Raw genomic sequence first — 23,338 nt, 5'->3', positions numbered from 1 at the left:
TATAATATTTGGTCATTATATCTCTGCAAGTGCTCACACAGATTGCTTGAATAAATTGTTAAAGAGCATACTGAACGACTGTTGCCGTGTCAGTGGGAGCGATTATAGAGATCTGCGTTTTATTGGCAAGTAATTTTATACAATTCATTCCATTTTCAGGATAAAGGTTAAAAACCGCACACAATTCAAACAAAACAAATCAAAAACAAGCGGCCGCCCATTCAATCATGATGATTTAAGCTGCATTATACAGGTTACCTGTCTATTTCCATTGCACGAGCACTGGATTTATATTTTTACCGACTATATAGCTAGAGTTTACTTACCAAGACAATTTAAACTATTATTTATTTGTCTTTATACGTGACCTAACTCTCTGGTTTAGGTAACATGCGCCCTTTTTACGGTTTTGGAGTTTCAATATACATGCCCTTCCAACTTGGTCAGCGCTGGATCAGCGATACGGAATCAGAATTAGGATTAGGAACAATAGTTGCCATCGAAGGCAGAATGTTAACGCTATTATTTCCTGCAAGTGGTGAAAACCGTTTATATGCTCGTAACGAAGCGCCGATCACGCGTGTCATGTTTAATGTCGGTGATCAGGTCCTCTCTCATGAAGACTGGAGCTTAACAGTTACTGAAGTAACAGAAAGCTCAGGTATCATTACTTACATCGGTACTCATCAAGATAGCGGTGAAGAAGTTTCATTACGTGAAACATTCCTGAACAATTTCATCAAGTTTAATAAACCACAAGATCGCTTATTTGCCGGTCAGATCGATCGTATGGATCGTTTTGTTTTACGTCACCAAACATTACAACATCAGTTTGCTCAGCAAAAATCAGCATTAAATGGTATTCAAGGCCCACGTGTAAGCTTGATACCACATCAGTTGCACATAGCAACAGAAGTTGGTCAACGCCATGCCCCCCGCGTATTGCTTGCCGATGAAGTTGGTTTAGGTAAAACAATTGAAGCTGGCTTAATCATCCACCAGCAATTGACAGCAGGCCTAGCTAACCGTGTATTAATTCTTGTGCCAGAAACATTACAGCATCAATGGTTAGTTGAAATGATGCGTCGTTTTAACCTGCACTTCAGTATTTTTGATGAAGAACGCTGCATCGAATCACTTGCTGATGCAGATAACCCATTTGAGACTGAGCAGCTGATTTTATGTAGCCTCGATTTCTTGCGTAAAAAACGCCGTCGCTTTGAACAAGCTGTCGGCGCTGATTGGGATTTATTAGTAGTCGATGAAGCTCATCACCTCATTTGGAGTGAAACAGAGCCAAGCCGTGAATATCAGGTGGTTGAATCATTAGCGCAAAAATCACCAGGTGTACTACTACTGACAGCAACACCCGATCAACTTGGCCATGAAAGCCACTTTGCACGCTTGCGTTTATTAGATCCAAACCGTTTCTATAGCTATGCAGCATTCGTTGCTGAAGAAAGCGGTTATGCTGAGATTGCACAAGCAGCACAAGCGCTACTCGATTCACCAGTGGTATCAACAGCAACAGCGGCATCATTAACGAAACTACTCAGTGAAACAGATATATCTGATAAATTAGCCTTAATGCGAACATCGCCAAGTTCAGAAGATGCTCAGCAAGCAAAACAAGTAATCATCAGCCAATTACTTGATCGCCATGGTACAGGTCGTTTGTTATTTCGTAATACCCGCGCTGCAATTAAAGGGTTTCCAACCCGTTGCTACAACCCTGTGCCATTAACGCTACCGGAGCAATATAAAACGTCATTAAAAGTTGCCCAAATGATGAATGGCACCGCAAGTTTCGCTGAAGCGGCTCGTCGTGGTTTATATCCTGAAGAAATTTTCCTCGAATTCGAAGGTAAAGATGCATCTTGGTGTAGCTTCGATCCTCGCGTTGAATGGCTACAAGATTTCTTACTAGCGAACAAAAATGAGAAAGTACTCGTTATTGCCGCTAATGCAGAAACAGCTATTTCGATTGAAGATTCACTGCGTGTTAATGAAGGTATTCGCGGGACTGTATTCCATGAAGGCATGTCGATAATCGAGCGTGATAAAGCAGGTGCTTACTTCGCTCAAGAAGATGCAGGTGCACAGGTATTACTTTGCTCAGAGATTGGTTCTGAAGGTCGTAACTTCCAATTCGCGCAGCACTTAGTCTTGTTTGATTTACCACTAAATCCAGATTTACTTGAACAACGTATTGGTCGTCTTGACCGTATTGGACAAAAAAATGATATTAGTATCCACGTGCCTTTCTTTATCAATACAGCACAAGACGTATTACAAAACTGGTATCACAATGGCTTAAATGCGTTTGAATATACCTGTCCTATCGGCGGCGATATCTTTGCTGAAGTCAAAGATGAGTTACTTACTCAGCTTGCAGCAAAAGAAATCGACGTTACTACAACAGAGGCACTAATCACCGATACACGCAGTCAATATGATGCATTGAAATTAAAAATGGAAAGTGGTCGTGATCGTTTACTAGAGCTAAATTCTAACGGTTTAGGTAAATCAGATGACATCATTACCCAGCTAAAAATCAATGATGATAGCCCTGTACTGCCTATTTTCGCAATACGCTTATTCGATGTGATAGGTATTAATCAAGAAGATCGTGGTGAAAACATGTTGGTATTAAAACCGACAGATCAAATGTTAGTACCAAGTTTACCGCACCTATCTGAAGATGGCATTACGGTCACTTTTGATCGTGATACGGCATTATCACGTGACGATGTGCACTTCCTTACTTGGGAACACCCGTTAATAAGCGCATGTATTGAACTAATCATGACATCTGATACTGGTTCAACAGCCGTTTCACTATTAAAAAATCCAGCATTACCTGCTGGCACTATTTTATTAGAGCTACTTTATGTAGTAGAAACATCGGCGCCGTCTTACTGCCAAATAAATCGTTTCTTACCAGCAACCCCAATTCGTTTATTGCTTGATAAGAATTCGAATAACCTAGCGCTAAAAGTTGATTTTGATAGTTTCAATCGTCAGCTCAACGCGATCAACCGTCATGTAGCAACTAAGCTAGTATCTGCATCTCAGACCGTTATTCACGACCTTATCGGTAAATCAACCACTGTCGCTGAAGACCAAAAGCAAGCAGTCACTAACGCTGCATTGGTTACTATGCAGCAGCATATGAGTGTGGAACTTGAACGTCTACAAGCACTGCAGAAGATCAACCCTAATGTACGTGATGAAGAACTGGCATTTGTAGAAAAACAAACAGCTGAGCTAACAACACACATTAATAACGCGCAACTTAAATTAGACGCAGTACGCTTTATTGTTGTGACGCCAAAATAAATAACATTCGGTCCTAATCATGAATGATAAAAAAGGGGTTAATTTTGATTAACTCCTTTTTATTAAAATCATCACTTAACCCTTACCTCACCATTCTTCACTATATGAAAATAACCTATGCCCGATTTTATTTATGCTCCACCACAACACCCTCGATTGGATATTATTTATCAAGATGATGCCATTATTGTCTTAAATAAACCGAGTGGATTATTAAGCGTACCAGGGCGATTACCCGAACATAACGACAGTATTGCCAGTCGTGTACAAGAACAGTTTCCGACGGCAACCATTGTACATCGCCTAGATATGTGCACTTCAGGGGTGATCTTAATGGCATTAACGAAAGCTGCACAAAGCCATATAAGCAGACAGTTTCAGCAACGTTCAACAACCAAGTACTATTACGCACGTTTGGAAGGTATTCCAGCTGCAACGAATGGCAGTATTGATTTACCCTTACGGTGTGATTGGCCAAATAGACCAAGACAAATGATTGATTTTATCGAGGGTAAACCCGCTCTCACGCATTGGCAGGTTATAGCACAGCAGCAAGCAAGCGACGACAATAATCAACAAGCCAGTGCTACAGTGCTACTTAAACCTGTGACGGGTCGCTCGCATCAACTACGGTTACATATGTTAGCATTAGGCACTCCGATACTCGGTGATGAGTTATATGCATCGAAAAAAGGCATTACAGGAGCTGAGCATTTACAGCTGCATGCGGCAATGCTAGAAATTGAGCATCCTTTATCGTCAGAAAAAATGACATTTAAAGCATGTCCGCCGTTTACAATCAATTAATGACTATCATTAAATTAGGTACCTTCAATGTTTAAGGCTCTGGTATTATTATGTTTATCTGTTTTATCGCTGCAATTAAGTGCCGCGATAAATAACGATAACGAAAAAAATAACATAGCATCACCAGTCATCGCCTTCCCGATGTCACAACAACGCTTATTTGATCAAGACTTAACGAAGTATAGCGATACCAGCGAAGTCGCGTGGTTAGGTGATAAAGATAACCGTTTCCTCACATTATGGCGTGAACAAACAACAGGGCATGTGGTCGGTACTAGCTGGCTATTTGGTGATACTTATACGTCAGCGAACAGCCCTGGCATTATCCAAACGCTGCGTAACCAACTCAGTAATAAAGGCTTACATTCCTATTCGGTCTCACCTTTAAGCCAAGCTTTAAATTCAACACAATCTGAAGAACGCTTGTTAGCCCAATTACAGATCTTACAAGAAAAAGTAGTTAGCCAGGAAGGTAAACGCCTAATGGTACTGCAAGGTGCAAACAGCCAAGCAATCATTAATATCTTAATTCATAATCCTGACATTTATGTCGATGCGATCGTGTTAATCAGTACCAATAGTCCTACAGCAGCACTGTCAACACAACTGAGTAAGCAGTTACTTGAACTTAAAACACCCATACTAGACTTATACAGAAAAACAGACGAACTCGCTGTCATTGAGCAAGCAAAAATAAGAAATACTGCAGCAAAGCGTGTCAATAAAAGTAACTATCGGCAGGTTGAAGTGATTGGATTACAAGGGCAATTGGAAACTCAGATAACAACCAGCCAAATAATTTATGGCTGGTTAGTTACGCAAGATTGGTATTAACGCATTTTTCTTGATTCTTTCACTACGTCATAAGCACCTTGAATATCTTGGGCTTTTTCTTTCGCAATGATCATCATTTCTTCCGGTAAACCTTTTGATACTAATTTATCAGGATGATGCTCATTCATTAATTTACGATAAGCGCGTTTAATGGTTTTATCATCATCTTCCGCACTAACGCCTAGCTGTTGATAAGCATTCGTTAAGGCCTCTTCACGGCTCACTTTACTACCATGACGGTGAGAACGTATCTCAGCTTCCATCATCTGTAATAAATTATCCATATCCTGTGCGGTAACACCTAATATGCCACCTATGCGATGTAATATAGCGCGTTCAGCGTCTGACAATTCATGATCTGCAAATGCCGCTTGGATCTGTATCTCCAAAAACATTTTAATCAAATCTCGACGCAATACACTCACACGACGAAAATCACGTACCGTTTGCTCCAATGGAAAATCAGCCTCTTTACCCTGACTAAATGACACTTGTGCTGCCCGGCGGGTTTCCCCTGTCAATTTCATGCGATCCATTAACTGCGTCGCCACATGGATGTCCACTTCGGTCACATGACCATCAGCCTTTGCCATGTGCCCCATCACCGAGAATGAGGTGTGCAAGAATATATCCTGGCGCTTATGCGCAGCAGGTCGTGTATCAATACCGAGTTTTGGACCAAATTGGCGCTTTAATATCGAGCCAACCCAGACCATAAAAACAGCCCCAAAGAATCCACCAAACTTCATACCGATGGCAAACAATAAAATGTAAAACAACATATTCATAAAAGTAGCTACCAAGCAAAAATGACATATATTTATATAAGAATCGTATTATGGCTGTTTAAAATGTAACAAATCAATCAATCTCATGATCTTTTTGCAGGTTTACGGGATAAAACTAGTCATTAAATGGTCTATCAGGACAATATGGATTATTATATCCAGCTGTTTTTAAATTTTAATGAAATTATCGATGACAAAATGGATTGTTAAAATGCGCCTTTTCACCATATTCTCCACACTTAGCGGTGTCGTATTCTCAGCTAGCGCAGCCACCATAGTTACCAATGCAGATGGATCTTCAACGATTGTAAGTGATGCGACAGCCTTACAAAAAGAAGCTGAATTATCATTATTTAAACAATGCTTTCCCTATGTACCACCTATAAAGCCGGCTATTGAAGATTCAAAAGCAGCTAACCAAATTCAGCTACTATCAAACGATGCCAAGGTTATTCAAGGCAATAAGGCTATTTTCAATGGTGATGTGAATTTTACCCAAGGCAATAGAATATTATCTGCCGATGAGATAATTCTGTACCAACTGACTAATATTCTCACCGCAGAAGGTAATGTGATATTAGAAGACAGTTCATCGACAGTGAAAGGCCAAGCATTAAAAGCTAATTTAGATACCAAAGATGCCGAGCTATCACAAGTCAATTATCTGCTGCATGGTCAGGCTGCTAATGGTGAGGCTAAAAAGGTCTATATCACCAATAGCGGTGAGAACATTTTAATGCAACGTTCGACATATAGTGAATGTCCATTAGGTGATAACAGCTGGGTGTTACGCGCTTCATCGATCAATGTTGATAATGTCGAGGAATCAGCCGAGGCGTATAACGCAACGCTGTATTTTAAAGACGTACCGATTTTCTACATGCCCTATTTTACTTATCCCACCACAGATAAACGTAAATCAGGACTATTATTCCCATCATTTGAAAACTCGTTAGAAAATGGTATTACTTTCTCTCAGCCTATTTATTGGAATATCGCACCAAACTACGACATGGAAATAATTCCAACTTACATGTCTGAACGTGGCGTTCACTTGACGAACAAATTTCGTTATTTAGTTGATGGGCAAAGCGGTAAGCTAAATGTCGAATACCTCGCTAACGATAAAAAAACCGATAGCGATCGTAGTCTTTTTCATTGGAGTCATAATGGTAATTTCAATGAGCATTTAAATCTCAACGCTAGCTACACCCAAGTCAGTGATAACGACTACTTTTCCGATCTTGATGCATCTGCAGGTTCTCGAGACAGTAATACCCTACTACGAACGGCGGCATTAACTTACAATACCGATATGACGTCATCGCAATTTGAAGTCCGTGATTTTCAAATTTTAAGTGACTCGACATCATCTACACCACATAAAGTATTACCAAAAATATCTTTTACAGGCTATAAACAGTTTGATACTAGTGCTATTGAGCTATCGTCTTACAACGAGATCACTAATTTTTCTCATTCTGACAATAATATGTACAGCGGTATAAGAACCCACATAGAGCCTTCAATAACCTTTCCTTACCAGCGCCCAGCTGGTTTTGCGGTTGCCGAATTTAAACTACCGATGACTTATTACAGTCAGACATTCAATGAGTCAGATAATAAAAATTTCTCGAACGGTTATAAAGGAGAGCTCGAAGAGCAAGTTGTTCGCGTTATACCAACAGCAAGGTTTCATGCCGGGTTGAATTTTGAGCGTCCTACATCGTGGTTTGGCCATAACATCACGCAGACACTAGAGCCGCAAGTTCAGTATCTATATATCCCTTACGAAAACCAAGATAATATCGGTATTTACGATTCATCGACAATTCAACAAGATTTCTTAGGTTTATACCGTGACCGTATTTACAGTGGTTTAGACCGTATTGCCGATGCTAACCAATTCACTGTCGGTTTAACAAGTCGTGTCTTTGATGATATGGGCAGTGAACGCTTCCGTTTTGCCTTGGGTCAAATAGTCTACTTTGGTGACAGCCAAGTTGGTATTGCACCAGAAACCGATACTACGGTTGATAATTCCGAGGTGACTACATCAAGTATCGTCATGGAAACCGATGTTAAAATAAGCCATAATTTATTTATCAATAATAGTATCGAATATGCGATCCAAGATGACCTAGTTCGCCGTGCCGATGCAGCGATTGAATATCGCTTCGATAAGGGCCAAAAAATACAACTTAATTACCGCTATGTTGAGAACACAGCTTCTATACTCGAAGATGAAAATAGCAGTGTTAACTCGAGGATTAATCAGATTGGTTCCAAGTTTGTTTTACCAATTAATAGCCAATGGGATTTCGGCGCCAGTTATTATTACGATGTTGAAAATGAAATAACCCAAGATGCATTCGCAGGGATTAAATATGAAGATTGCTGCTGGGCAGTTCGTCTTGATTATGGCTATCGTCTGAAAAACCACAATATTAATACCGGTGTGACAGAGTTTGATCGTGGTCCAACCTTAATGTTTGAACTCAAAGGTCTTGGCGGTATTGGTACTGATATGGATAACATAGGCACATCAAGTCTATTTACCTACGGTGAACCATTCCAGTTACGTGAATAACGGTGTTAATCACGTAACATATAAATAATACACAGCGCTCGAAGATGACAACGGCTATAAATAACCCAGTTAACAATAGCCGTTATCATTCAAACAAGGATTTACAGCCCACGATGATTGCATTGAAGGTCTGACAAGGTATACTTCCGCTTACTTTTTCACCTCGGTTTCAGCGAATTACACGTTCCTCATCTCTCCCGTGGTAAAAAAAATGATAATTTTCAGCCTACTGCTGTCACAGTTATAGTCGATATTGAATAGGAATTCATAAAGTGATTAAAAAAATGCTTAAGACTCTGATATCTGGAGTCATAGTTGTAACCAGTTGGCAAGCACAGGCCGAGCTAACCAAACTTGATGAAGTGATTGCGATTGTTAATGAAGAAGTCATTCTCGCCAGTGATGTAAACATATTAACCAATTCCGTGAAAGCGCGAGCAATTAAAGCGGGTCAAACACTACCTTCTCAAGAGGTACTAACCCAACAAGCGCTAGATAAACTAATTCTTGATAGTTTGCAGCTGCAGATGGCAAAGAAAATGGGGATGCGAATTAGTAATGCACAGCTTGAAGATACGTTAAATAATATTGCCAAAGGCAATAAACAAACCGTTGAACAGCTGCGTCAAAGCGTGATTGCTGATGGTGGCGATTTTAACGACTATAAAGAAGAAGTTCGCATTCAGATCTTAACTAATGAAGTACAGCGTATGCAAATGCGTCGTCGTATTACCATTTCCGATCAAGATGTTGATAACTTACTGGCTATTATTAATGAACAAGGCCAGAAAAACCTACAATACCGTGTTAACCATATCATGCTACGAGTCCCGAACGAGGCTGATAGCGCGACAATGGAAAGCTTACAAGCTGAAATTGCGGATATACAAACTCAGCTGAATGCGGGCGAGTCATTTTCAACCCTTGCCTTAGCCGTTTCAGCAGGCCCTAAAGCGCTTGATGGTGGTGATTGGGGCTGGATGAATATCAATGAAATGCCGACCTTGTTCGCAGAAGCTGTAACCAATGCCAAAAAAGGCGATATCATAGGTCCAATTCGCAGTGGCGCAGGCTTGCACATCATTAAAGTTGCCGATATGCGTGGTGTAGAAACAGTCTTAACAAAAGAAGTCAACGCACGCCATATCCTAGTAAAACCATCCGTGATCTTAAGTGATGAAAAAGCCCAATCGTTATTAAATGGTTACTTAGCGCGTATTAAATCAGGCGATGCAGACTTTGCTGAACTAGCAAAAGCTTATTCTGATGATACCGGTTCAGCAGTGAAAGGCGGCGAACTCGGTTGGGCAGATCCTAGTATCTATGTACCGGCATTCAAACTCGCATTGCAAGATTTGAAAAAAGGTGAAATAAGCCCGACATTCCGCTCTAGTCATGGCTGGCACATAGTGCAACTACTTGATAGACGTACACAAGATACGACAGAGAAAGCAAATCGCCAAAAAGCATGGCAATTGCTGTATAATCGTCGTGCAGCCGAAGAAAGCCAAGCTTGGTTAAATGAATTGAAACAAGAAGCTTATATTCGTATTTTAAATAATGAATCGTAAACAGGTGAAAATGTGACTCATCGTATTGCTATTACTCCAGGTGAGCCCGCTGGCATTGGCCCTGATCTTGTTCTGGAATTGATTAGACAAGACTGGCCAGTTGAATTGGTACTTTGTGCTGATCCTGAACTCATTTTATCTCGCGCAAAAATGCTCGGAAAGACGGTTGAATTACTCAACTACGACCCAAGTATGCCTGCACAGCCACAACGTGCCGGTACACTGACTATTGCTCCAATGAAAATGGCTGTAGCAGCAGAACCAGGTAAACTTGATGAAACCAATGGCCGCTATGTACTCGACACCCTGCAATTTGCTTGTGAAGGTAATATGTCAGCAGAGTTTAGTGCCGTTGTAACAGGACCAGTTAACAAAGGTATCATTAATAAAGCCGGCGTATCATTTAGTGGTCATACTGAGTTTTTTGCCCAACAATCAGAAACCGCCGATGTGGTAATGCTGCTTGCGACAACGGGATTACGCGTTGCCTTAGTGACGACTCATATCCCACTAGCTTATGTAGCAAAAGCGATAACAGAAGAGCGATTGAGTAATATCATTCGCATTCTAAATGCCGAGATGAAAAAGAAGTTTGGCATTGAAAAGCCAAAAATTTATGTATGTGGACTTAATCCACATGCAGGCGAAGATGGACATCTAGGTCGTGAAGAAATTGAGATTATTTCTCCGACGTTAATGAAACTTCGCGATGAGGGTATGGATTTAACAGGCCCCCTCCCTGCAGATACCTTGTTCCAACCTAAGTATCTTGATGATGCTGACGTTGTATTAGCAATGTATCACGACCAAGGATTACCGGTCTTAAAATCGGTTGGTTTTGGCAGCTCGGTAAATATTACCCTGGGCTTACCTTTTATCCGAACATCAGTTGATCACGGTACTGCAATTGAACTTGCAGGAACTGGAACAGCCGACGCCGGCAGTATGTTTACAGCAGTAAACCAAGCAATAGAAATGGTAGAGAAAAACGCATGAACGACAAGGTCCACTTAGGTCACACCGCGAAAAAACGTTTTGGTCAAAACTTCTTACATGACGCTTATGTAATTGGTCAAATTGTTGCATCGATTAACCCGCAAAAAGGTCAAAACCTAATTGAGATTGGTCCAGGTTTAGCAGCATTAACCGAGCCAGTAGCAGATTGTGTTGATAGAATGACTGTTGTTGAGCTTGATAGAGATCTAGCTGAACGATTAGCTGAGCACCCTGTATTATCTAAAAAATTAGACATTAACCAAGCAGACGCAATGCGTTTTGATTTCCGTCAGTTAATCAAACCAGACATGAAAATGCGTATTTTTGGTAACCTGCCTTATAATATTTCAACGCCATTAATGTTCCACTTATTTGAGTTCCATGAAGATATCCAAGATATGCACTTCATGTTACAAAAAGAAGTAGTACAACGTTTAGCAGCAAGCCACAACACGAAAAGTTATGGTCGCCTAACAGTAATGACACAATACTACTGCAGAGTAACACCGGTATTGGAAGTGGGCCCAGGCGCATTTAAACCAGCACCAAAAGTTGACTCAGCTGTTGTTCGCTTAGAACCACATGCTGTATTGCCTTTCCCAGCGAAGAGCTTAAAAGTACTTAATCACGTCGTGACAAGTGCCTTTAACCAACGTCGTAAGACCATTCGTAATAGCTTGAAAAAAGTGATCTCAGTTGCTGATATTGAAGCGCTAGGTATTAATGTTTCTCTACGTCCAGAAAACTTAACCTTAGAAAATTACGTGACGATAGCAAACTTTGTTGTTGATAATCCACTGCAAGTAGCGGATTAGGCAGCCCGTATCAATGCTCACTATAGCGGATTCATTCACGCTTATCATTGATACAGAATATGTCGAAGAAGTATCGGTGCCGACACAGCACAGGTACTTCTTTACTTATACAATCACCATTACTAACCCATTAAGCCAACCTGTTAACTTATCCACAATCCAGTTATTACTCACCGACGGCGATGGCACAGTAAGCGAATTACACAATCCTTTTCAAGATAATGATTATGTTATCCCTTCACTACAAGATTTTTGCTATAGCAATGATATAATTACCCATTCTCCATTGAGTATCGTTCAAGGTAAGATCGAATTACAGCTTAATGCAAGTGAATTAGTGGTCGTTACAATCGAGCCATTTAGACTGGTCACGCCAAATCTATTGCACTGATCGATTACACTAAAATAAATAGCGCATTAATCCATCCTCTTCATTAAATTTAGTCACAAAGGTAACTGATATATGGCAACGTATTTTGTTGGTGATATTCAAGGTTGTTTCGACGATCTCCAAGATCTGCTGCAGCAAGCGAATTTTGATCCACAATGTGATCAACTTTGGTTAACCGGCGATCTGGTCGCTCGCGGGCCAAAATCATTAGAAACTCTGCGTTTTGTTAAGAATCTTGGCGCTGCGGCTATTACAGTACTGGGGAATCATGACTTACATTTACTCGCTATTGATGCAGGATTAGCTAAGCTAAACCCTAAGGATAAGACACAACCAATATTTAGCGCAGAAGATAAAGATGAGTTATTATTATGGCTACGCCAACAGCCACTGCTTGCTTACCATGACGTTTTTAATATTATCATGGTACATGCTGGTATTAGCCCACAATGGACTCAACACCAAGCAAGGCTTTATGCTGAAGAGATTAATGCACAATTACGCGCAGATGATTACCAAACCTTATTGGCGCAGATGTATGGCTCGCATCCAGACTATTGGCAAGACGAACTACAAAGCTTTGATCGCTCTCGCTTTATTATTAATGCGTTTACTCGAATGCGTTTTTGCGCCCCGAATGGCCAACTCGAGTTTCATAACAAACATTCGCCAGCAGAAAATGACAATGCCCAACATATCCCCTGGTATGAAGTCGCCGGTTCACATCTCGATGGCGCTCATGTTATTTTTGGTCACTGGGCAGCATTAGAAGGTAATTGCAGTCATGAGAATGCCACAACACTTGATACTGGCTGCGTTTGGGGAAATAGCCTAACCATGTTGCGCTGGGAAGATAAGGCAGTTTTTTCCGTTACCTGCCCTATTCATGCGACATAATTGACTAGAATAAGATTAAATAATAAGCGGGTTATCACAGTGTTGATCTTATGTTAAGTAATAACATAATTGTTCGTATATACTGCCTCCTAAATTTTAGCCTACCCACATCAATATTATCTAAAAGCAGTATATTGACGTAGTTTGGTTGAGCTTAGCTATAGAAATAACAAATAAAAATAAAAATACATAACAATTTTACAACTAAGGCTATATACATGATTGAAAATAATTTCATTATTACAGCTACATTCCTAGTTTACCTTGCCGTTATGCTTGGTATCGGTGTGTATGCTTATCGACAAACCAAAAGTTCAACAGACTACTTTTTAGGTGGGCGTAATTTAGGTCCTTGGCCAGCTGCATTATCTGCCGGTGCCTCAGATATGAGTGGTTGGTTACTGCTTGGTTTACCTGGTTATGCCTATGCAGCCGGTATGGAAGCAATCTGGTTAGCAGGTGGTTTATTAATTGGTACTTGGCTGAACTGGTTGATCTGTGCAAAACGTTTACGTACGTACAGCATAGTAACCAAATCAATTACACTACCAGAATTCCTATCTCGTCGTTTCAAAGACAACTCAAAGGCGATTCAAATATGTTCTGCATTCTTTATCCTGATGTTCTTCTTGTTCTATACAAGCTCAGGTTTAGTGGCTGGCGGTAAATTATTTGAAACAGTATTTGGTCTTGATTATCAAATCGCGGTAGTACTTGGTACTGCTTGTGTGGTTTCTTATACGTTATTCGGTGGGTTCCTTGCGGTATCTTGGACTGATTTAGTACAAGGGCTGTTAATGTCAGCAGCACTATTAATCGTACCGCTCAGCGCGATGGACGGCAGCTTTAGCGACCTTGCATCAGCAATGAGTGATATTAATCCAGAACTACTAACAATATGGCAGAACAGTAAAGGTGAAGATCTGAGCGCCATTGCGATTATCTCGTTAGCAGCTTGGGGTTTAGGCTATTTTGGTCAGCCACACATTCTGGCTCGTTTCAAAGCAACACGTAGCAATAAAGATCTTGTTAAAGCACGCCGTATTGCGGTTGTTTGGACTTCATTGTCGATGTTTGGTGCTATGCTAGTTGGCCTCGTGGGTTTGGTTTATACCAATACTAATAACATCACGATTGCTGATGCTGAAACTATCTTTATGCTATTAGTGAACAGTATATTCCATCCTGTTATTGCTGGTATTTTACTTGCAGCTATCTTAGCGGCAATCATGAGTACTGCGGATTCACAACTACTTGTATCATCATCTGCACTTGCGGAAGATTTCTACAAACAGTTAATTCGTCCACAAGCGACAAGCGAAGAACTGGTTACTGTTGGTCGTTTTGGCGTAGTCGGTCTTTCTATCATTGCATTGCTACTTGCACTTAACCCTGATAGCTCAGTACTTGGTTTAGTATCATATGCATGGGCTGGTTTCGGTGCTGCATTTGGTCCTGCGCTTATCATCTCGCTATACTGGCGTGGTATGACTCGTAATGGTGCCCTTGCTGGTATCATTATTGGTGCGGTAACAGTCGTGGTATGGAAACAGCTAAGTGGTGGTATTTTCGATTTATATGAAATCGTACCAGGTATCATCTTTGCTTCATTAGCTATTATAATCATCTCACTGATTGGTAAACAAGACGATTACAGTATCCAAAAAGAGTACGACGAATACGAGTCTGCTTTAGATACGATGGACTAATAGCCACCAGCGGTAACACGCTCGCTATTTACCCATAAAAAATGCCGCACTATCACTGTAAAGTGTTAGTGCGGCATTTTTCTTTCTTTTCGAGTTCAGTTCAGAACTATTTTACTCTTCTACGACCAAATACCTACTTCACTCGTTCAAGTAAGCTAAAACGATAGTCATGCGGATTTTTATCATCTGCCGCAAAGTATTCCTGCTCTATTTCTTGCCAGTTGTATTGCTCATAATCAGGGAACCAAGTATCCCCTGCTGTCGTTAATTCAATATGAGTCAGATATAGGCGGTCAGCCGCTGCTAAGCACTGATTATAAATTGTTGCGCCACCGATAATCATCAGCTCTTCAACATCACCCGCAGCCACAATAGCATCTTCGAGCGTAGCAACAACAGTCACACCATCTGCGGTGTAATCACTTTGTCGACTTAATACGATGTTTAAACGACCTGGTAATGGACGACCAATAGATTCAAAGGTATTACGTCCCATGACGATAGGCTTACCTAACGTCGCACGTTTAAATAATTGTAATTCAGCAGGTAAATGCCACGGCATCTTATTATCTAAACCAATCACGCGGTTATTTGCCAGCGCGGCAATCATGGAAACAATCACAACAATTCCTTAATCAAACAATAGGCTTGTTACGGTACACCAGCACAGGTGCGATCGCCAGACCAAAGCTTAAGCCAGTCAAAATAAAAAGGGTCAGTAAACCATTTTCAACGACTTGCTGCTGCAATGCGAGACTGTAGCCTTGATGGTGCAACGTCATCAAGCCTGTCATTGTTTTATACGCATACACACCTGGGATCATAGGGATAATAGCAGCTACCGTCACGACAGGCCGTGGGATCAACACTTTCCGCGACCAAGGTACAGTGGCTAGCCCCAATAAAGTCGCAGCAATAAATGACGCCCATTCAATGGGAACATTCATGTGTAACAGTAGCGTTCTAACGGCATGGGCACTGGCTGCAAATAATACACAAGCTAACAACGCTTGACGGGGAACATTAAATAACAAAGCAAAGCCAAATGCAGCTATTCCGGCGAAAAACGCGTCACCCACCAACATCAGTAATAATTCTTTCATATCCAACCTCCCAGTTGCGCTAGTTGCATAGCAAGGACAATACCGAGTGTCGAAGCGAGGGTAAGTAAAGTCGCCGTCATCCACCTTGCCATGCCGATGGTCACGTGCCCTTTCACCATATCAGATACCGCATTAATGAGTGGAAAACCAGGCACAAGCTGTAATACGCTAGTGACCATCACCAGCTCAGGTATATTGCCCCAGCCAAAACCAGTGGCAAAGCTACCAATAAAGGTAGCAACAAATGCCGTAATGAAAAATACCGTTAGTAAATTATGATGTAATTGGGTTAACCACTGGCGAATACGCATTGCCACAAAGCTCGTGAACCAAGTGGCAATAAAAACAATACTATCACCACCAAATAAATGACTAAAACAAGCACAGGATAAGGCAACAAAACACGCAACGGTAACAGCATTGTATTTGGGGACAGCTAAGTTATCCAAACGCAATTTTATCTGCTCAAGACCATAAATCTGCTTTTCTGCCAAAATACAAATACGCTGAACTTCACAGACGATACCCATATCAATACCATGGGCCTTCATCGTCCGTGTTGTCGTCACGCAGTGGTCGTTGAATCGAGAGGTGAGGATGATGGCTTTGGAGGTCAGCGCTATTTCAACGCTGTCTAAACCAAACGCAATACCAAGCCGTTCTGTTGTTTGTTCTATGAGTCGGCTTTCTGCATTATACGCCTGCAATAACTGCCCAGCTCGTGCAATAACGCGGGTAATAGCAGCTTGTTCATCACGACTAATGCTTTGCTGATTGGCTATGTTTCTATTAGCCGTTTGTTGATTAGTTATGTTGGGATCCATGAAAAAGCTCACTACCTATCACTTATTGAATAGTTTATTGTAATCTTTAAAAATAAAATCCCATTGCGTTACATCACGATTGGATGCGAAAACTCAGTATTATTAATCACCGTGCTTTCATAACCATAAACATCACGAATATTGTCTGTGGTCACCACATGCTTAGCATTACCATTGGCGCAGATATTACCTTCTTTCAATAAGATGATCCGATCCGCGTATTTAGCCGCAAGATTAAGATCATGTAATACCGCAATAACCGCAACACCTGTTTGCGCTAAATGCTTCGCACTTTTTAATAGCTGATGTTGGTAGTTAATATCAAGGGCAGCTGTTGGCTCATCCAATAGCAATACTTGGGGCTTATTCTTATTGCCTACGGCTAGTTGCAACAACACTCGCGCAAAGTGCACCCGTTGTTTCTCACCGCCAGATAATGTTGGATAAGAACGAGTCTGTAAATGATCGAGCTCTTGTTCACGTAAAATAGTATCAGCAAGCGCTTGTACTTTCGCTTGACCACAGTCAGCCTGCAAACCGCCCATCAGGACGACATCAATCACTTGAAATGCAAAACTTAAACTCGCGCTTTGCGGTAATACCGCAAGTGTTTTAGCAATTTCACTCATGTTAATTTGACTACGCATTTCACCATTTAAAAAAATAGTACCTGAGCTAGGTTTTAATTCACCCGTAATGGCTTTGAACAAAGAACTTTTACCCGCGCCATTAGGACCGAGAACCGCTAAAAATTCGCCTTCATCTAACGTTAAATTGAGATCATTAAAAATACATTTACCCGCAATATGATAATTTAATTGCTGGCAATGCAGCACAGGTGTTGTCACATTTAACATCAGACTATATCCCTAACTTAGAACGTTGTTGGAGTAATAAAATAATAAAGAAAGGACTACCCAATAACGCCGTAATAATACCAACAGGGACTTCACTCGGCGCCATGACAGTGCGTGCTATAATATCCGCAAGTAATAATAACAATGCCCCTAGCATGGCTGATAATGGTAATAAGCGTTGATGGTTTGGCCCTACAAGCAAGCGCACTAAATGCGGAATAATCAACCCAATAAATCCGATCATGCCGGCAATAGAGACAGCAACACCTAAACCGATCGCACAGCAAAAGATTAAACGACGTTTTAACCGCACAATATCAATACCAAGATGTACCGCCTCTGCGTCACCTAATAATAAGATATTCAATGCTTTTGCGGATGACATAAATACCACCAGCAAGAATACTAAGGTAATACTGCTAATCGTAATGCTAATCCAATTACTACCCGCCATTGAACCCATCTGCCATAAACTCAAATCACGTAGGCTTTGATCATCAGCGATATACGTCAACATACCCATTCCCGCGCCCGCAATGGCACTGATAGCAACGCCCGCAAGCAACATGACCACAACAGAGCTACCTTGACTACTCGTACCGAGTTTATAGACCAGTAAACAAACCGCTAATGCAAAGGTAAATGCAAAAAACGATACTGTACTTAACTGCAACCAATCTGGTAAATCTACCATTAAATCAGCAAAAATAACGATGCCAAGTCCAGCACCTAATGCCGCACCACTGCTGACACCAATAATACCCGGATCGGCTAACGGATTACGAAACACCCCTTGCATCACAGCACCTGTTAAGCCCAATATTCCACCAATAGACAAACAAAGTAGTGTGCGAGGCAAACGAATATTACTGACAACAATGGCATTTTGAGCACTAACAGGGGCTTGCCAGTTAACCCAATCAGCTAATAATGCTTTAATACTATCAGCAAACGAGATCGCCATCGGCCCTACAGAGACAGATAGCACAACCATAGAGGCGAGGCTCAATAAAACAAAACTAGGTAACAGTAATGGCCAACGGCTATTCACAAACATATGACTCCTTAATGCTTTGATTCAAATGCTAACCTGCAGATAACTGAGGATATATCTTACGTTGCAGTTGCTTTGCTTGCTCGATACTATTTAATCCTAATCCACCGATTAATGCGCTACCATCAATAACATAAATCGCTTTATTACGACCAGCTGGTGTTTCTGCTAATAACGGCATGGCAGCGATCAAAGTATCAATATCTTGATATTTCTGCCAATGACGGCCACTCACTAAAATACTTTCGGGCGCCATAGCCAAAAAGGCTTCAGCAGATAATGCTTGATAAGAGTTCAGTTCCGCCGCGGGGTTAACTGCGCCAGCCAGGGTCATGACCGAGTGCGCGGTCGTATTACTACCAGCTGCAGTGTAAGTTCCTTTATCATTTAACAATAAAAATAACATTTTCTTCGTGTGCTTAATTTTCAGATTATTTTCTTCTAGCGTCGTTATATCACTGCCTAATTGCGTAATTAATTGCGTCGCTTGTGATTGGCGATCTAATTTATTACCGAGCTGCTTGATCGTATCCAGCAGGTTTTCTGTTGTTGTTTCTGTCGGTAACACCATCACCTCAACACCGCTTTGCGATAATAGATCAAGCGTCGACTGTGGACCCATTTCACTACTGCCGATCAGCATATCAGGTGCTAATGATAATAATCCTTCTGCGGATAATTGGCGGTGATAGCCAACCACTGGTAGTTTAGCAACAGCGGGATAACGGCTTGTTAAATCAACAGCAACCAAATCATCTTGTTTGTCCAAGGCGATTAATAACTCAGTAACCCCCGCCCCCGCACTAATGATACGTTCTCCAGCCACACTACCAAATGACAATAATAACCAACAAACGCTAACCCAAACCTTATTCATTTCAATTCCAACCCTGCAATAAATTTAATAGTGTTTATAGTTAAATAAAGATATGTATTTAGATGAAAAGACAGCGAACAAATTTAACTAATATTTGTTCGCTAGTGTAAATAACAAACCCACGCAATGCAAATGAGAATTGGTTGCATTATCATTTCAACTATATTAATCTGCAGTCACAACGTCAATCATAAGGTAATTTAAAGGCTTAACAGTATGCAAGAAAACACGACCCGAGATGCGATCCATCAGCTAATGACAGACAAGCCACGATTAAGAAGCATTGAAATTGCCCTTGAACTTAATTGCACAGAGCTGCAGGTTATTCATGCATTGCCAGAGCAAGAAGTTAATCTATTACCCGCAGAACAAGCACAGCGCTTATTAAGTGATATTGCTGATTGGGGAAAAGTGACGTGCATTATTGAAGTCTCAGGTTTTGTCTTTGAAGTGAAAGCCCCCTTACCAAAAGGCAAAAATGCTTACGGTTATTACAACCTGTCTCATGAAAGTGATGGCCTGCAAGGTCACCTTAAACTGGATAACCTCTCTGCAATTGCCTTGTTGACCCGTAAAGTACGCGGTAAATTAAGTTACTACGTGCAATTCTTTGATCATGGCGGTAACAGCGTATTTAAAATTTATCTCGGCCGAAATCAAGATGGTGACGTAAACCCAGAGCAGATAGTACGTTTTAATGCGCTATCAACGCAGACAATCAGCGACGAAAAAATTGCGATAGTCACGAGTTAGAGAATAACGAATTAGATAGCAATAAATTAAACACAAATAACGGGTACTCAGATCATGACAATGAATAAACAAGAACGTTTAGAAAATCGCTTACAGCCAAAAATTGCAGAATTTAGAGAAGAGCGTCAAACATTACTATTATCGACATTAAGCGAAGATGGGTTTCCACATATTAGTTATGCGCCTTTTGTACGTTTAACTGATGGCTATTATATCTTAATCAGTGAAATTGCTGAGCACACTCAGAATCTACTGGTTAATAAAAATCTATCATTCATGTTATTAGAAGACGAACAGGACGCTAAACAGATCTTTGCCCGTCATCGTCTAACATACAAAGCGAATGCAGAAGTAATATCACGAGAAAGTGAATCTTGGGCACTCGCCATTCCAGCACTGGAAGCGCGCTTTGGTGAAATTGTTACCAACTTAAGTGGATTAAGCGATTTCCGTTTATTCCGTATCGAGCCACAGAAAGGCCGCTATGTGAGAGGCTTCGGTAAAGCCTATACAGTGAATGGTAATGACGATATTGATTTTGTTCATCTTGAACAAGGTCACAAGCAAATTAAAGAAGAAGTTAACGCTTAATAGATGGCATTTAACAAAAAAGCAGATGGATTAGTTCATCTGCTTTTTTGTGTCTAATTCAATACGGATTAACGCGTTATATACCAATACAGCCCGTCCTGCGCCTCATATCCTTTACATACCCAAAGTCCAACAGCACACACTAATTCATCACCATAATAAACTAGCGGAATACGATCACGTAACCAGGGCGCTATTTGGTATTCTTGATATAGCTTCTTAATACTGCGAGAACCATTGCGCCCAATGGGATGACACTTCCCCTCTCCGCGAAAACGAATTGTTACGGTATCCCCATCTAGCGGGGCTCTTACACAAGTAGGATCAGATAATATCTCTTCTGAAGGATTTTTACCTAAAGGACTTTGTAATGACTTTCGTAGATGCAGGTAGCCGATATTATCCGGTAATACGATACATTGAGCATGCGTATCCTCAAGTGCTATAACAACATCTTTTAACTGCGTATGTTTCTGCTGATTATAAAGCACACCTTGATAACGGCGAAACTCTCCCGCCTGCCAACTTAACTGTGGATTGGCATCATCAGCGGCATTGACAACTTCTTGCCATAACTTATCTAAATGATGGCGACTTGGCATCGGTAACTGCTGTAGAGCCAGCCAAAAACGAATGACATTGTTACGGCGAATTTTCGATAACTTAACCAGCTCACTGATTTTTAAACCAGAAAACAAATGTTGGCAGCGAGTAAGATCCATTTCTGCAATTTCATCCGCTAATGCTTGCTGCTCAGCACAGAGCTCGGCACTACGATGGACAGTATGCGCAATGTTTGGCCAGCGCTGTTTTAAGCTGGGGATTATTTGATGACGTAAGAAATTACGGTCATAACTGGCGTCATTATTGCTTTCATCCTCAACCCAGAGTAGATTAGCTTGCGTAGCATAATCTACCAACGCTTGTTGCGGCAGAGTCAGTAAAGGCCGGGCTATATGGCAGCTTGTTTGTAATGCAAAGGGCATATTGGCAGCCATTGCTGATAAGCCCTTTACACCCGCACCACGTTTGAGCTGTAACAAAAAAGTTTCCAGCTGATCATCAAGATGTTGGCCTAATAATAAGAGTGACTCACCTTTAAGGTGCTTAGCAATTGCTTGGTAGCGGGCACTACGCGCTTTCGCTTCTAAACTTTCACGACTGCCAACATTAAGTACTACCTTTTCTGCCGCAAAGTTGATGCCTAAGGCTGTAGCGGTTAATTGGCAATGCGCCAACCAAGCATCGGCATTATCACTTAAACCGTGATGGACATGGACGGCAAGATAGTCATGCTGCGGATATAATTCTTTATAGCGGCTAAGTAAGTGTAATAACACATGTGAATCTAAGCCACCGCTATAGGCAAGTACGATTTGCAACGGTCTAGCCGTTAGCGGGAATAACGAATTCTGAAATGTAGAAAAGATATCGATGTTCGTAGCCACAAGTATAATCACAGTTAAAATAGACCTGAATAGTATACCCACAAAAACATGAGATACAAAAAAACCGCGGATATCGCTACCAGCGGTTTAAACTGTATTTGTGACCTAAAGCGTCACGATATATGTCTTACATGCCGAATGACATTAAGCGCTCATAACGTTGCTCTAATAACGTTTCAGACTCAAGTGGCGCAAGCTCTGCAAGATCTGCTTTAATACGTTCTTTCAGATTAGCAGCCATTAACGGTACATCACGATGTGCACCACCTAGAGGTTCTGAAATAACAGTATTTATTAAATCTAAACTCTTCAATCGCTGAGCAGTAATGCCCATCGCTTCAGCAGCTAAAGGCGCTTTATCTGCTGACTTCCACAAGATTGACGCACAACCTTCTGGAGATATCACCGAATAAGTGCTGTATTGCAGCATGTTTACGCGATCACCAACACCAATAGCCAGTGCACCACCAGAACCACCTTCGCCAATCACAGTACAAATAACCGGCACTGTTAGCTCAGCCATTTCTTTTAAATTACGTGCAATCGCTTCACTTTGACCACGCTCTTCAGCGCCAACACCAGGATATGCTCCCGGCGTATCGATGAAGGTAATGATAGGCATGTTGAATTTTTCAGCCATCTTCATTAAACGTAATGCTTTACGGTAGCCTTCTGGACGTGGCATACCAAAGTTACGTATTAGTTTTTCCTTGGTATCACGGCCTTTTTGCTGACCAATGATCATCACAGGCATACCGTCTAAACGCGCAGTACCACCAACAATGGCTTTATCATCAGCATAAGCACGGTCACCCGCAAGTTCGTCAAAATCAGTACATATATGTTCAATATAATCAAGTGTATAAGGACGCTGTGGATGACGAGCCATCTTAGCTACATCCCAAGGTTTCATATCACTGAATATTTTCTTAGTTAATTCTGCATTCTTTTTTTCTAAGCGTGATATTTCATCTTGTAAATCAACATCGTCAGAGTTTTCAGACACAAGTTTTAATTCGTCGATTTGAGCCTGTAATTCTGCAATAGGCTGTTCAAAATCTAAAAAATTTAAGGCCATGAGGCGCTGTTTCCTT

Annotated in this window: 21 protein-coding genes; 12 read left to right on the top strand and 9 right to left on the bottom strand. The window is 41.1% G+C overall.

Annotated features, from left to right (window positions below; all coding sequences use genetic code 11):
• Positions 1–426 precede the first annotated feature (426 nt).
• From rapA to JFU56_RS20515, 3 genes are all read left to right on the top strand, one after another.
• On the top strand, positions 427–3,339 hold the full coding sequence (gene rapA / locus JFU56_RS20525) for an RNA polymerase-associated protein RapA (RefSeq protein WP_198439111.1): 2,913 nt from the start codon (positions 427–429) through the stop codon (positions 3,337–3,339).
• A 117-nt stretch (positions 3,340–3,456) separates the two neighbouring features.
• Positions 3,457–4,146, top strand: coding sequence for a pseudouridine synthase (locus JFU56_RS20520; RefSeq protein ID WP_198439110.1), 690 nt, complete (start codon positions 3,457–3,459; stop codon positions 4,144–4,146).
• Positions 4,147–4,173: 27 nt separating this feature from the next.
• Positions 4,174–4,980 (top strand): DUF3530 family protein, encoded by an 807-nt coding sequence (locus JFU56_RS20515; RefSeq protein WP_198439109.1) that lies wholly within the window; start codon positions 4,174–4,176, stop codon positions 4,978–4,980.
• On the opposite strand, the gene djlA is transcribed toward JFU56_RS20515, so the two are convergent.
• The gene (gene djlA / locus JFU56_RS20510) at positions 4,977–5,768 is read right to left on the bottom strand and encodes a co-chaperone DjlA (protein WP_198439108.1); all 792 of its coding nucleotides are present in this window, start codon (positions 5,766–5,768) and stop codon (positions 4,977–4,979) included. The two genes, JFU56_RS20515 and djlA, sit on opposite strands and share 4 nt — an antisense overlap.
• Positions 5,769–5,958: 190 nt before the next feature.
• On the opposite strand from djlA, the gene lptD reads away from it, so the two are divergent.
• The 7 genes from lptD to putP all read left to right on the top strand — a co-directional run bounded on the left by lptD (position 5,959) and on the right by putP (position 14,737).
• Positions 5,959–8,358 carry an LPS assembly protein LptD gene (gene lptD, locus JFU56_RS20505; RefSeq protein WP_242066042.1) on the top strand — a complete coding sequence of 800 codons (2,400 nt, stop codon included), beginning with the start codon at positions 5,959–5,961 and terminating at the stop codon, positions 8,356–8,358.
• A gap of 284 nt (positions 8,359–8,642) precedes the next feature.
• On the top strand, positions 8,643–9,929 hold the full coding sequence (gene surA / locus JFU56_RS20500) for a peptidylprolyl isomerase SurA (protein ID WP_242066041.1): 1,287 nt from the start codon (positions 8,643–8,645) through the stop codon (positions 9,927–9,929).
• Between the two features lie 12 nt (positions 9,930–9,941).
• Positions 9,942–10,925, top strand: coding sequence for a 4-hydroxythreonine-4-phosphate dehydrogenase PdxA (pdxA, locus tag JFU56_RS20495; protein WP_198439105.1), 984 nt, complete (start codon positions 9,942–9,944; stop codon positions 10,923–10,925).
• On the top strand, positions 10,922–11,740 hold the full coding sequence (gene rsmA / locus JFU56_RS20490) for a 16S rRNA (adenine(1518)-N(6)/adenine(1519)-N(6))-dimethyltransferase RsmA (protein ID WP_198439104.1): 819 nt from the start codon (positions 10,922–10,924) through the stop codon (positions 11,738–11,740). The genes pdxA and rsmA overlap by 4 nt, the downstream gene beginning before the upstream one ends.
• Positions 11,741–11,753: 13 nt before the next feature.
• Positions 11,754–12,131: an ApaG domain gene (locus JFU56_RS20485; protein ID WP_198439103.1), complete on the top strand. Its 378-nt coding sequence runs from the start codon at positions 11,754–11,756 to the stop codon at positions 12,129–12,131.
• A gap of 72 nt (positions 12,132–12,203) precedes the next feature.
• The gene (locus JFU56_RS20480) at positions 12,204–13,028 is read left to right on the top strand and encodes a symmetrical bis(5'-nucleosyl)-tetraphosphatase (RefSeq protein ID WP_198439102.1); all 825 of its coding nucleotides are present in this window, start codon (positions 12,204–12,206) and stop codon (positions 13,026–13,028) included.
• Between the two features lie 218 nt (positions 13,029–13,246).
• The gene (putP, locus tag JFU56_RS20475) at positions 13,247–14,737 is read left to right on the top strand and encodes a sodium/proline symporter PutP (RefSeq protein WP_198439101.1); all 1,491 of its coding nucleotides are present in this window, start codon (positions 13,247–13,249) and stop codon (positions 14,735–14,737) included.
• A gap of 133 nt (positions 14,738–14,870) precedes the next feature.
• Here the strand turns inward: putP and folA are convergent, their stop codons facing one another.
• From folA to JFU56_RS20445, 6 genes are all read right to left on the bottom strand, one after another.
• Entirely contained in the window at positions 14,871–15,359 is a 489-nt protein-coding gene (gene folA, locus JFU56_RS20470; protein WP_374221060.1) for a type 3 dihydrofolate reductase, read from the bottom strand.
• A 13-nt stretch (positions 15,360–15,372) separates the two neighbouring features.
• Complete coding sequence (locus tag JFU56_RS20465) at positions 15,373–15,840, bottom strand: threonine/serine exporter family protein (protein WP_198439100.1); 468 nt, start codon at positions 15,838–15,840, stop codon at positions 15,373–15,375.
• The gene (locus JFU56_RS20460; RefSeq protein WP_198439099.1) at positions 15,837–16,664 is read right to left on the bottom strand and encodes a threonine/serine exporter ThrE family protein; all 828 of its coding nucleotides are present in this window, start codon (positions 16,662–16,664) and stop codon (positions 15,837–15,839) included. The genes JFU56_RS20465 and JFU56_RS20460 overlap by 4 nt, the downstream gene beginning before the upstream one ends.
• Positions 16,665–16,732: 68 nt before the next feature.
• Complete coding sequence (locus JFU56_RS20455) at positions 16,733–17,521, bottom strand: heme ABC transporter ATP-binding protein (protein ID WP_198439098.1); 789 nt, start codon at positions 17,519–17,521, stop codon at positions 16,733–16,735.
• Between the two features lie 4 nt (positions 17,522–17,525).
• Positions 17,526–18,578: an iron ABC transporter permease gene (locus JFU56_RS20450; protein ID WP_198439097.1), complete on the bottom strand. Its 1,053-nt coding sequence runs from the start codon at positions 18,576–18,578 to the stop codon at positions 17,526–17,528.
• A 28-nt stretch (positions 18,579–18,606) separates the two neighbouring features.
• Positions 18,607–19,452 (bottom strand): hemin ABC transporter substrate-binding protein, encoded by an 846-nt coding sequence (locus tag JFU56_RS20445; RefSeq protein WP_198439096.1) that lies wholly within the window; start codon positions 19,450–19,452, stop codon positions 18,607–18,609.
• 216 nt (positions 19,453–19,668) lie between these two features.
• Between JFU56_RS20445 and hutX the strand changes: the two genes are divergently transcribed.
• Together hutX and hutZ are read left to right on the top strand one after the other, a co-directional pair.
• A complete protein-coding gene (hutX, locus tag JFU56_RS20440; protein WP_198439095.1) occupies positions 19,669–20,205 on the top strand; it encodes a heme utilization cystosolic carrier protein HutX in 537 nt (178 codons plus the stop codon).
• 54 nt (positions 20,206–20,259) lie between these two features.
• Positions 20,260–20,796, top strand: a complete 537-nt coding sequence (hutZ, locus tag JFU56_RS20435; protein ID WP_198439094.1) for a heme utilization protein HutZ — start codon at positions 20,260–20,262, stop codon at positions 20,794–20,796.
• A gap of 68 nt (positions 20,797–20,864) precedes the next feature.
• On the opposite strand, the gene tilS is transcribed toward hutZ, so the two are convergent.
• Both tilS and accA read right to left on the bottom strand, forming a co-directional pair.
• Positions 20,865–22,244 (bottom strand): tRNA lysidine(34) synthetase TilS, encoded by a 1,380-nt coding sequence (gene tilS / locus JFU56_RS20430; RefSeq protein ID WP_242066040.1) that lies wholly within the window; start codon positions 22,242–22,244, stop codon positions 20,865–20,867.
• Between the two features lie 127 nt (positions 22,245–22,371).
• A complete protein-coding gene (accA, locus tag JFU56_RS20425) occupies positions 22,372–23,322 on the bottom strand; it encodes an acetyl-CoA carboxylase carboxyl transferase subunit alpha (RefSeq protein ID WP_198439092.1) in 951 nt (316 codons plus the stop codon).
• Positions 23,323–23,338 lie beyond the last annotated feature (16 nt).

It is taken from the genome of Moritella sp. F3 (genome assembly GCF_015082335.1).
Taxonomy (GTDB): Bacteria; Pseudomonadota; Gammaproteobacteria; order Enterobacterales; family Moritellaceae; genus Moritella.
This window is presented reverse-complemented; position numbering and strand designations above follow the sequence as displayed.

Coding starts and splice junctions, on each gene's coding strand:
- rapA (WP_198439111.1), top strand. CDS start 427: ATGCCCTTCCAACTTGGTCAGCGCTGGATCAGCGATACGGAATCAGAA.
- JFU56_RS20520 (WP_198439110.1), top strand. CDS start 3,457: ATGCCCGATTTTATTTATGCTCCACCACAACACCCTCGATTGGATATT.
- JFU56_RS20515 (WP_198439109.1), top strand. CDS start 4,174: ATGTTTAAGGCTCTGGTATTATTATGTTTATCTGTTTTATCGCTGCAA.
- djlA (WP_198439108.1), bottom strand. CDS start 5,768: ATGAATATGTTGTTTTACATTTTATTGTTTGCCATCGGTATGAAGTTT.
- lptD (WP_242066042.1), top strand. CDS start 5,959: ATGACAAAATGGATTGTTAAAATGCGCCTTTTCACCATATTCTCCACA.
- surA (WP_242066041.1), top strand. CDS start 8,643: ATGCTTAAGACTCTGATATCTGGAGTCATAGTTGTAACCAGTTGGCAA.
- rsmA (WP_198439104.1), top strand. CDS start 10,922: ATGAACGACAAGGTCCACTTAGGTCACACCGCGAAAAAACGTTTTGGT.
- JFU56_RS20485 (WP_198439103.1), top strand. CDS start 11,754: ATGCTCACTATAGCGGATTCATTCACGCTTATCATTGATACAGAATAT.
- JFU56_RS20480 (WP_198439102.1), top strand. CDS start 12,204: ATGGCAACGTATTTTGTTGGTGATATTCAAGGTTGTTTCGACGATCTC.
- putP (WP_198439101.1), top strand. CDS start 13,247: ATGATTGAAAATAATTTCATTATTACAGCTACATTCCTAGTTTACCTT.
- JFU56_RS20465 (WP_198439100.1), bottom strand. CDS start 15,840: ATGAAAGAATTATTACTGATGTTGGTGGGTGACGCGTTTTTCGCCGGA.
- JFU56_RS20460 (WP_198439099.1), bottom strand. CDS start 16,664: ATGGATCCCAACATAACTAATCAACAAACGGCTAATAGAAACATAGCC.
- JFU56_RS20455 (WP_198439098.1), bottom strand. CDS start 17,521: ATGTTAAATGTGACAACACCTGTGCTGCATTGCCAGCAATTAAATTAT.
- JFU56_RS20450 (WP_198439097.1), bottom strand. CDS start 18,578: ATGTTTGTGAATAGCCGTTGGCCATTACTGTTACCTAGTTTTGTTTTA.
- JFU56_RS20445 (WP_198439096.1), bottom strand. CDS start 19,452: ATGAATAAGGTTTGGGTTAGCGTTTGTTGGTTATTATTGTCATTTGGT.
- hutX (WP_198439095.1), top strand. CDS start 19,669: ATGCAAGAAAACACGACCCGAGATGCGATCCATCAGCTAATGACAGAC.
- hutZ (WP_198439094.1), top strand. CDS start 20,260: ATGACAATGAATAAACAAGAACGTTTAGAAAATCGCTTACAGCCAAAA.
- accA (WP_198439092.1), bottom strand. CDS start 23,322: ATGGCCTTAAATTTTTTAGATTTTGAACAGCCTATTGCAGAATTACAG.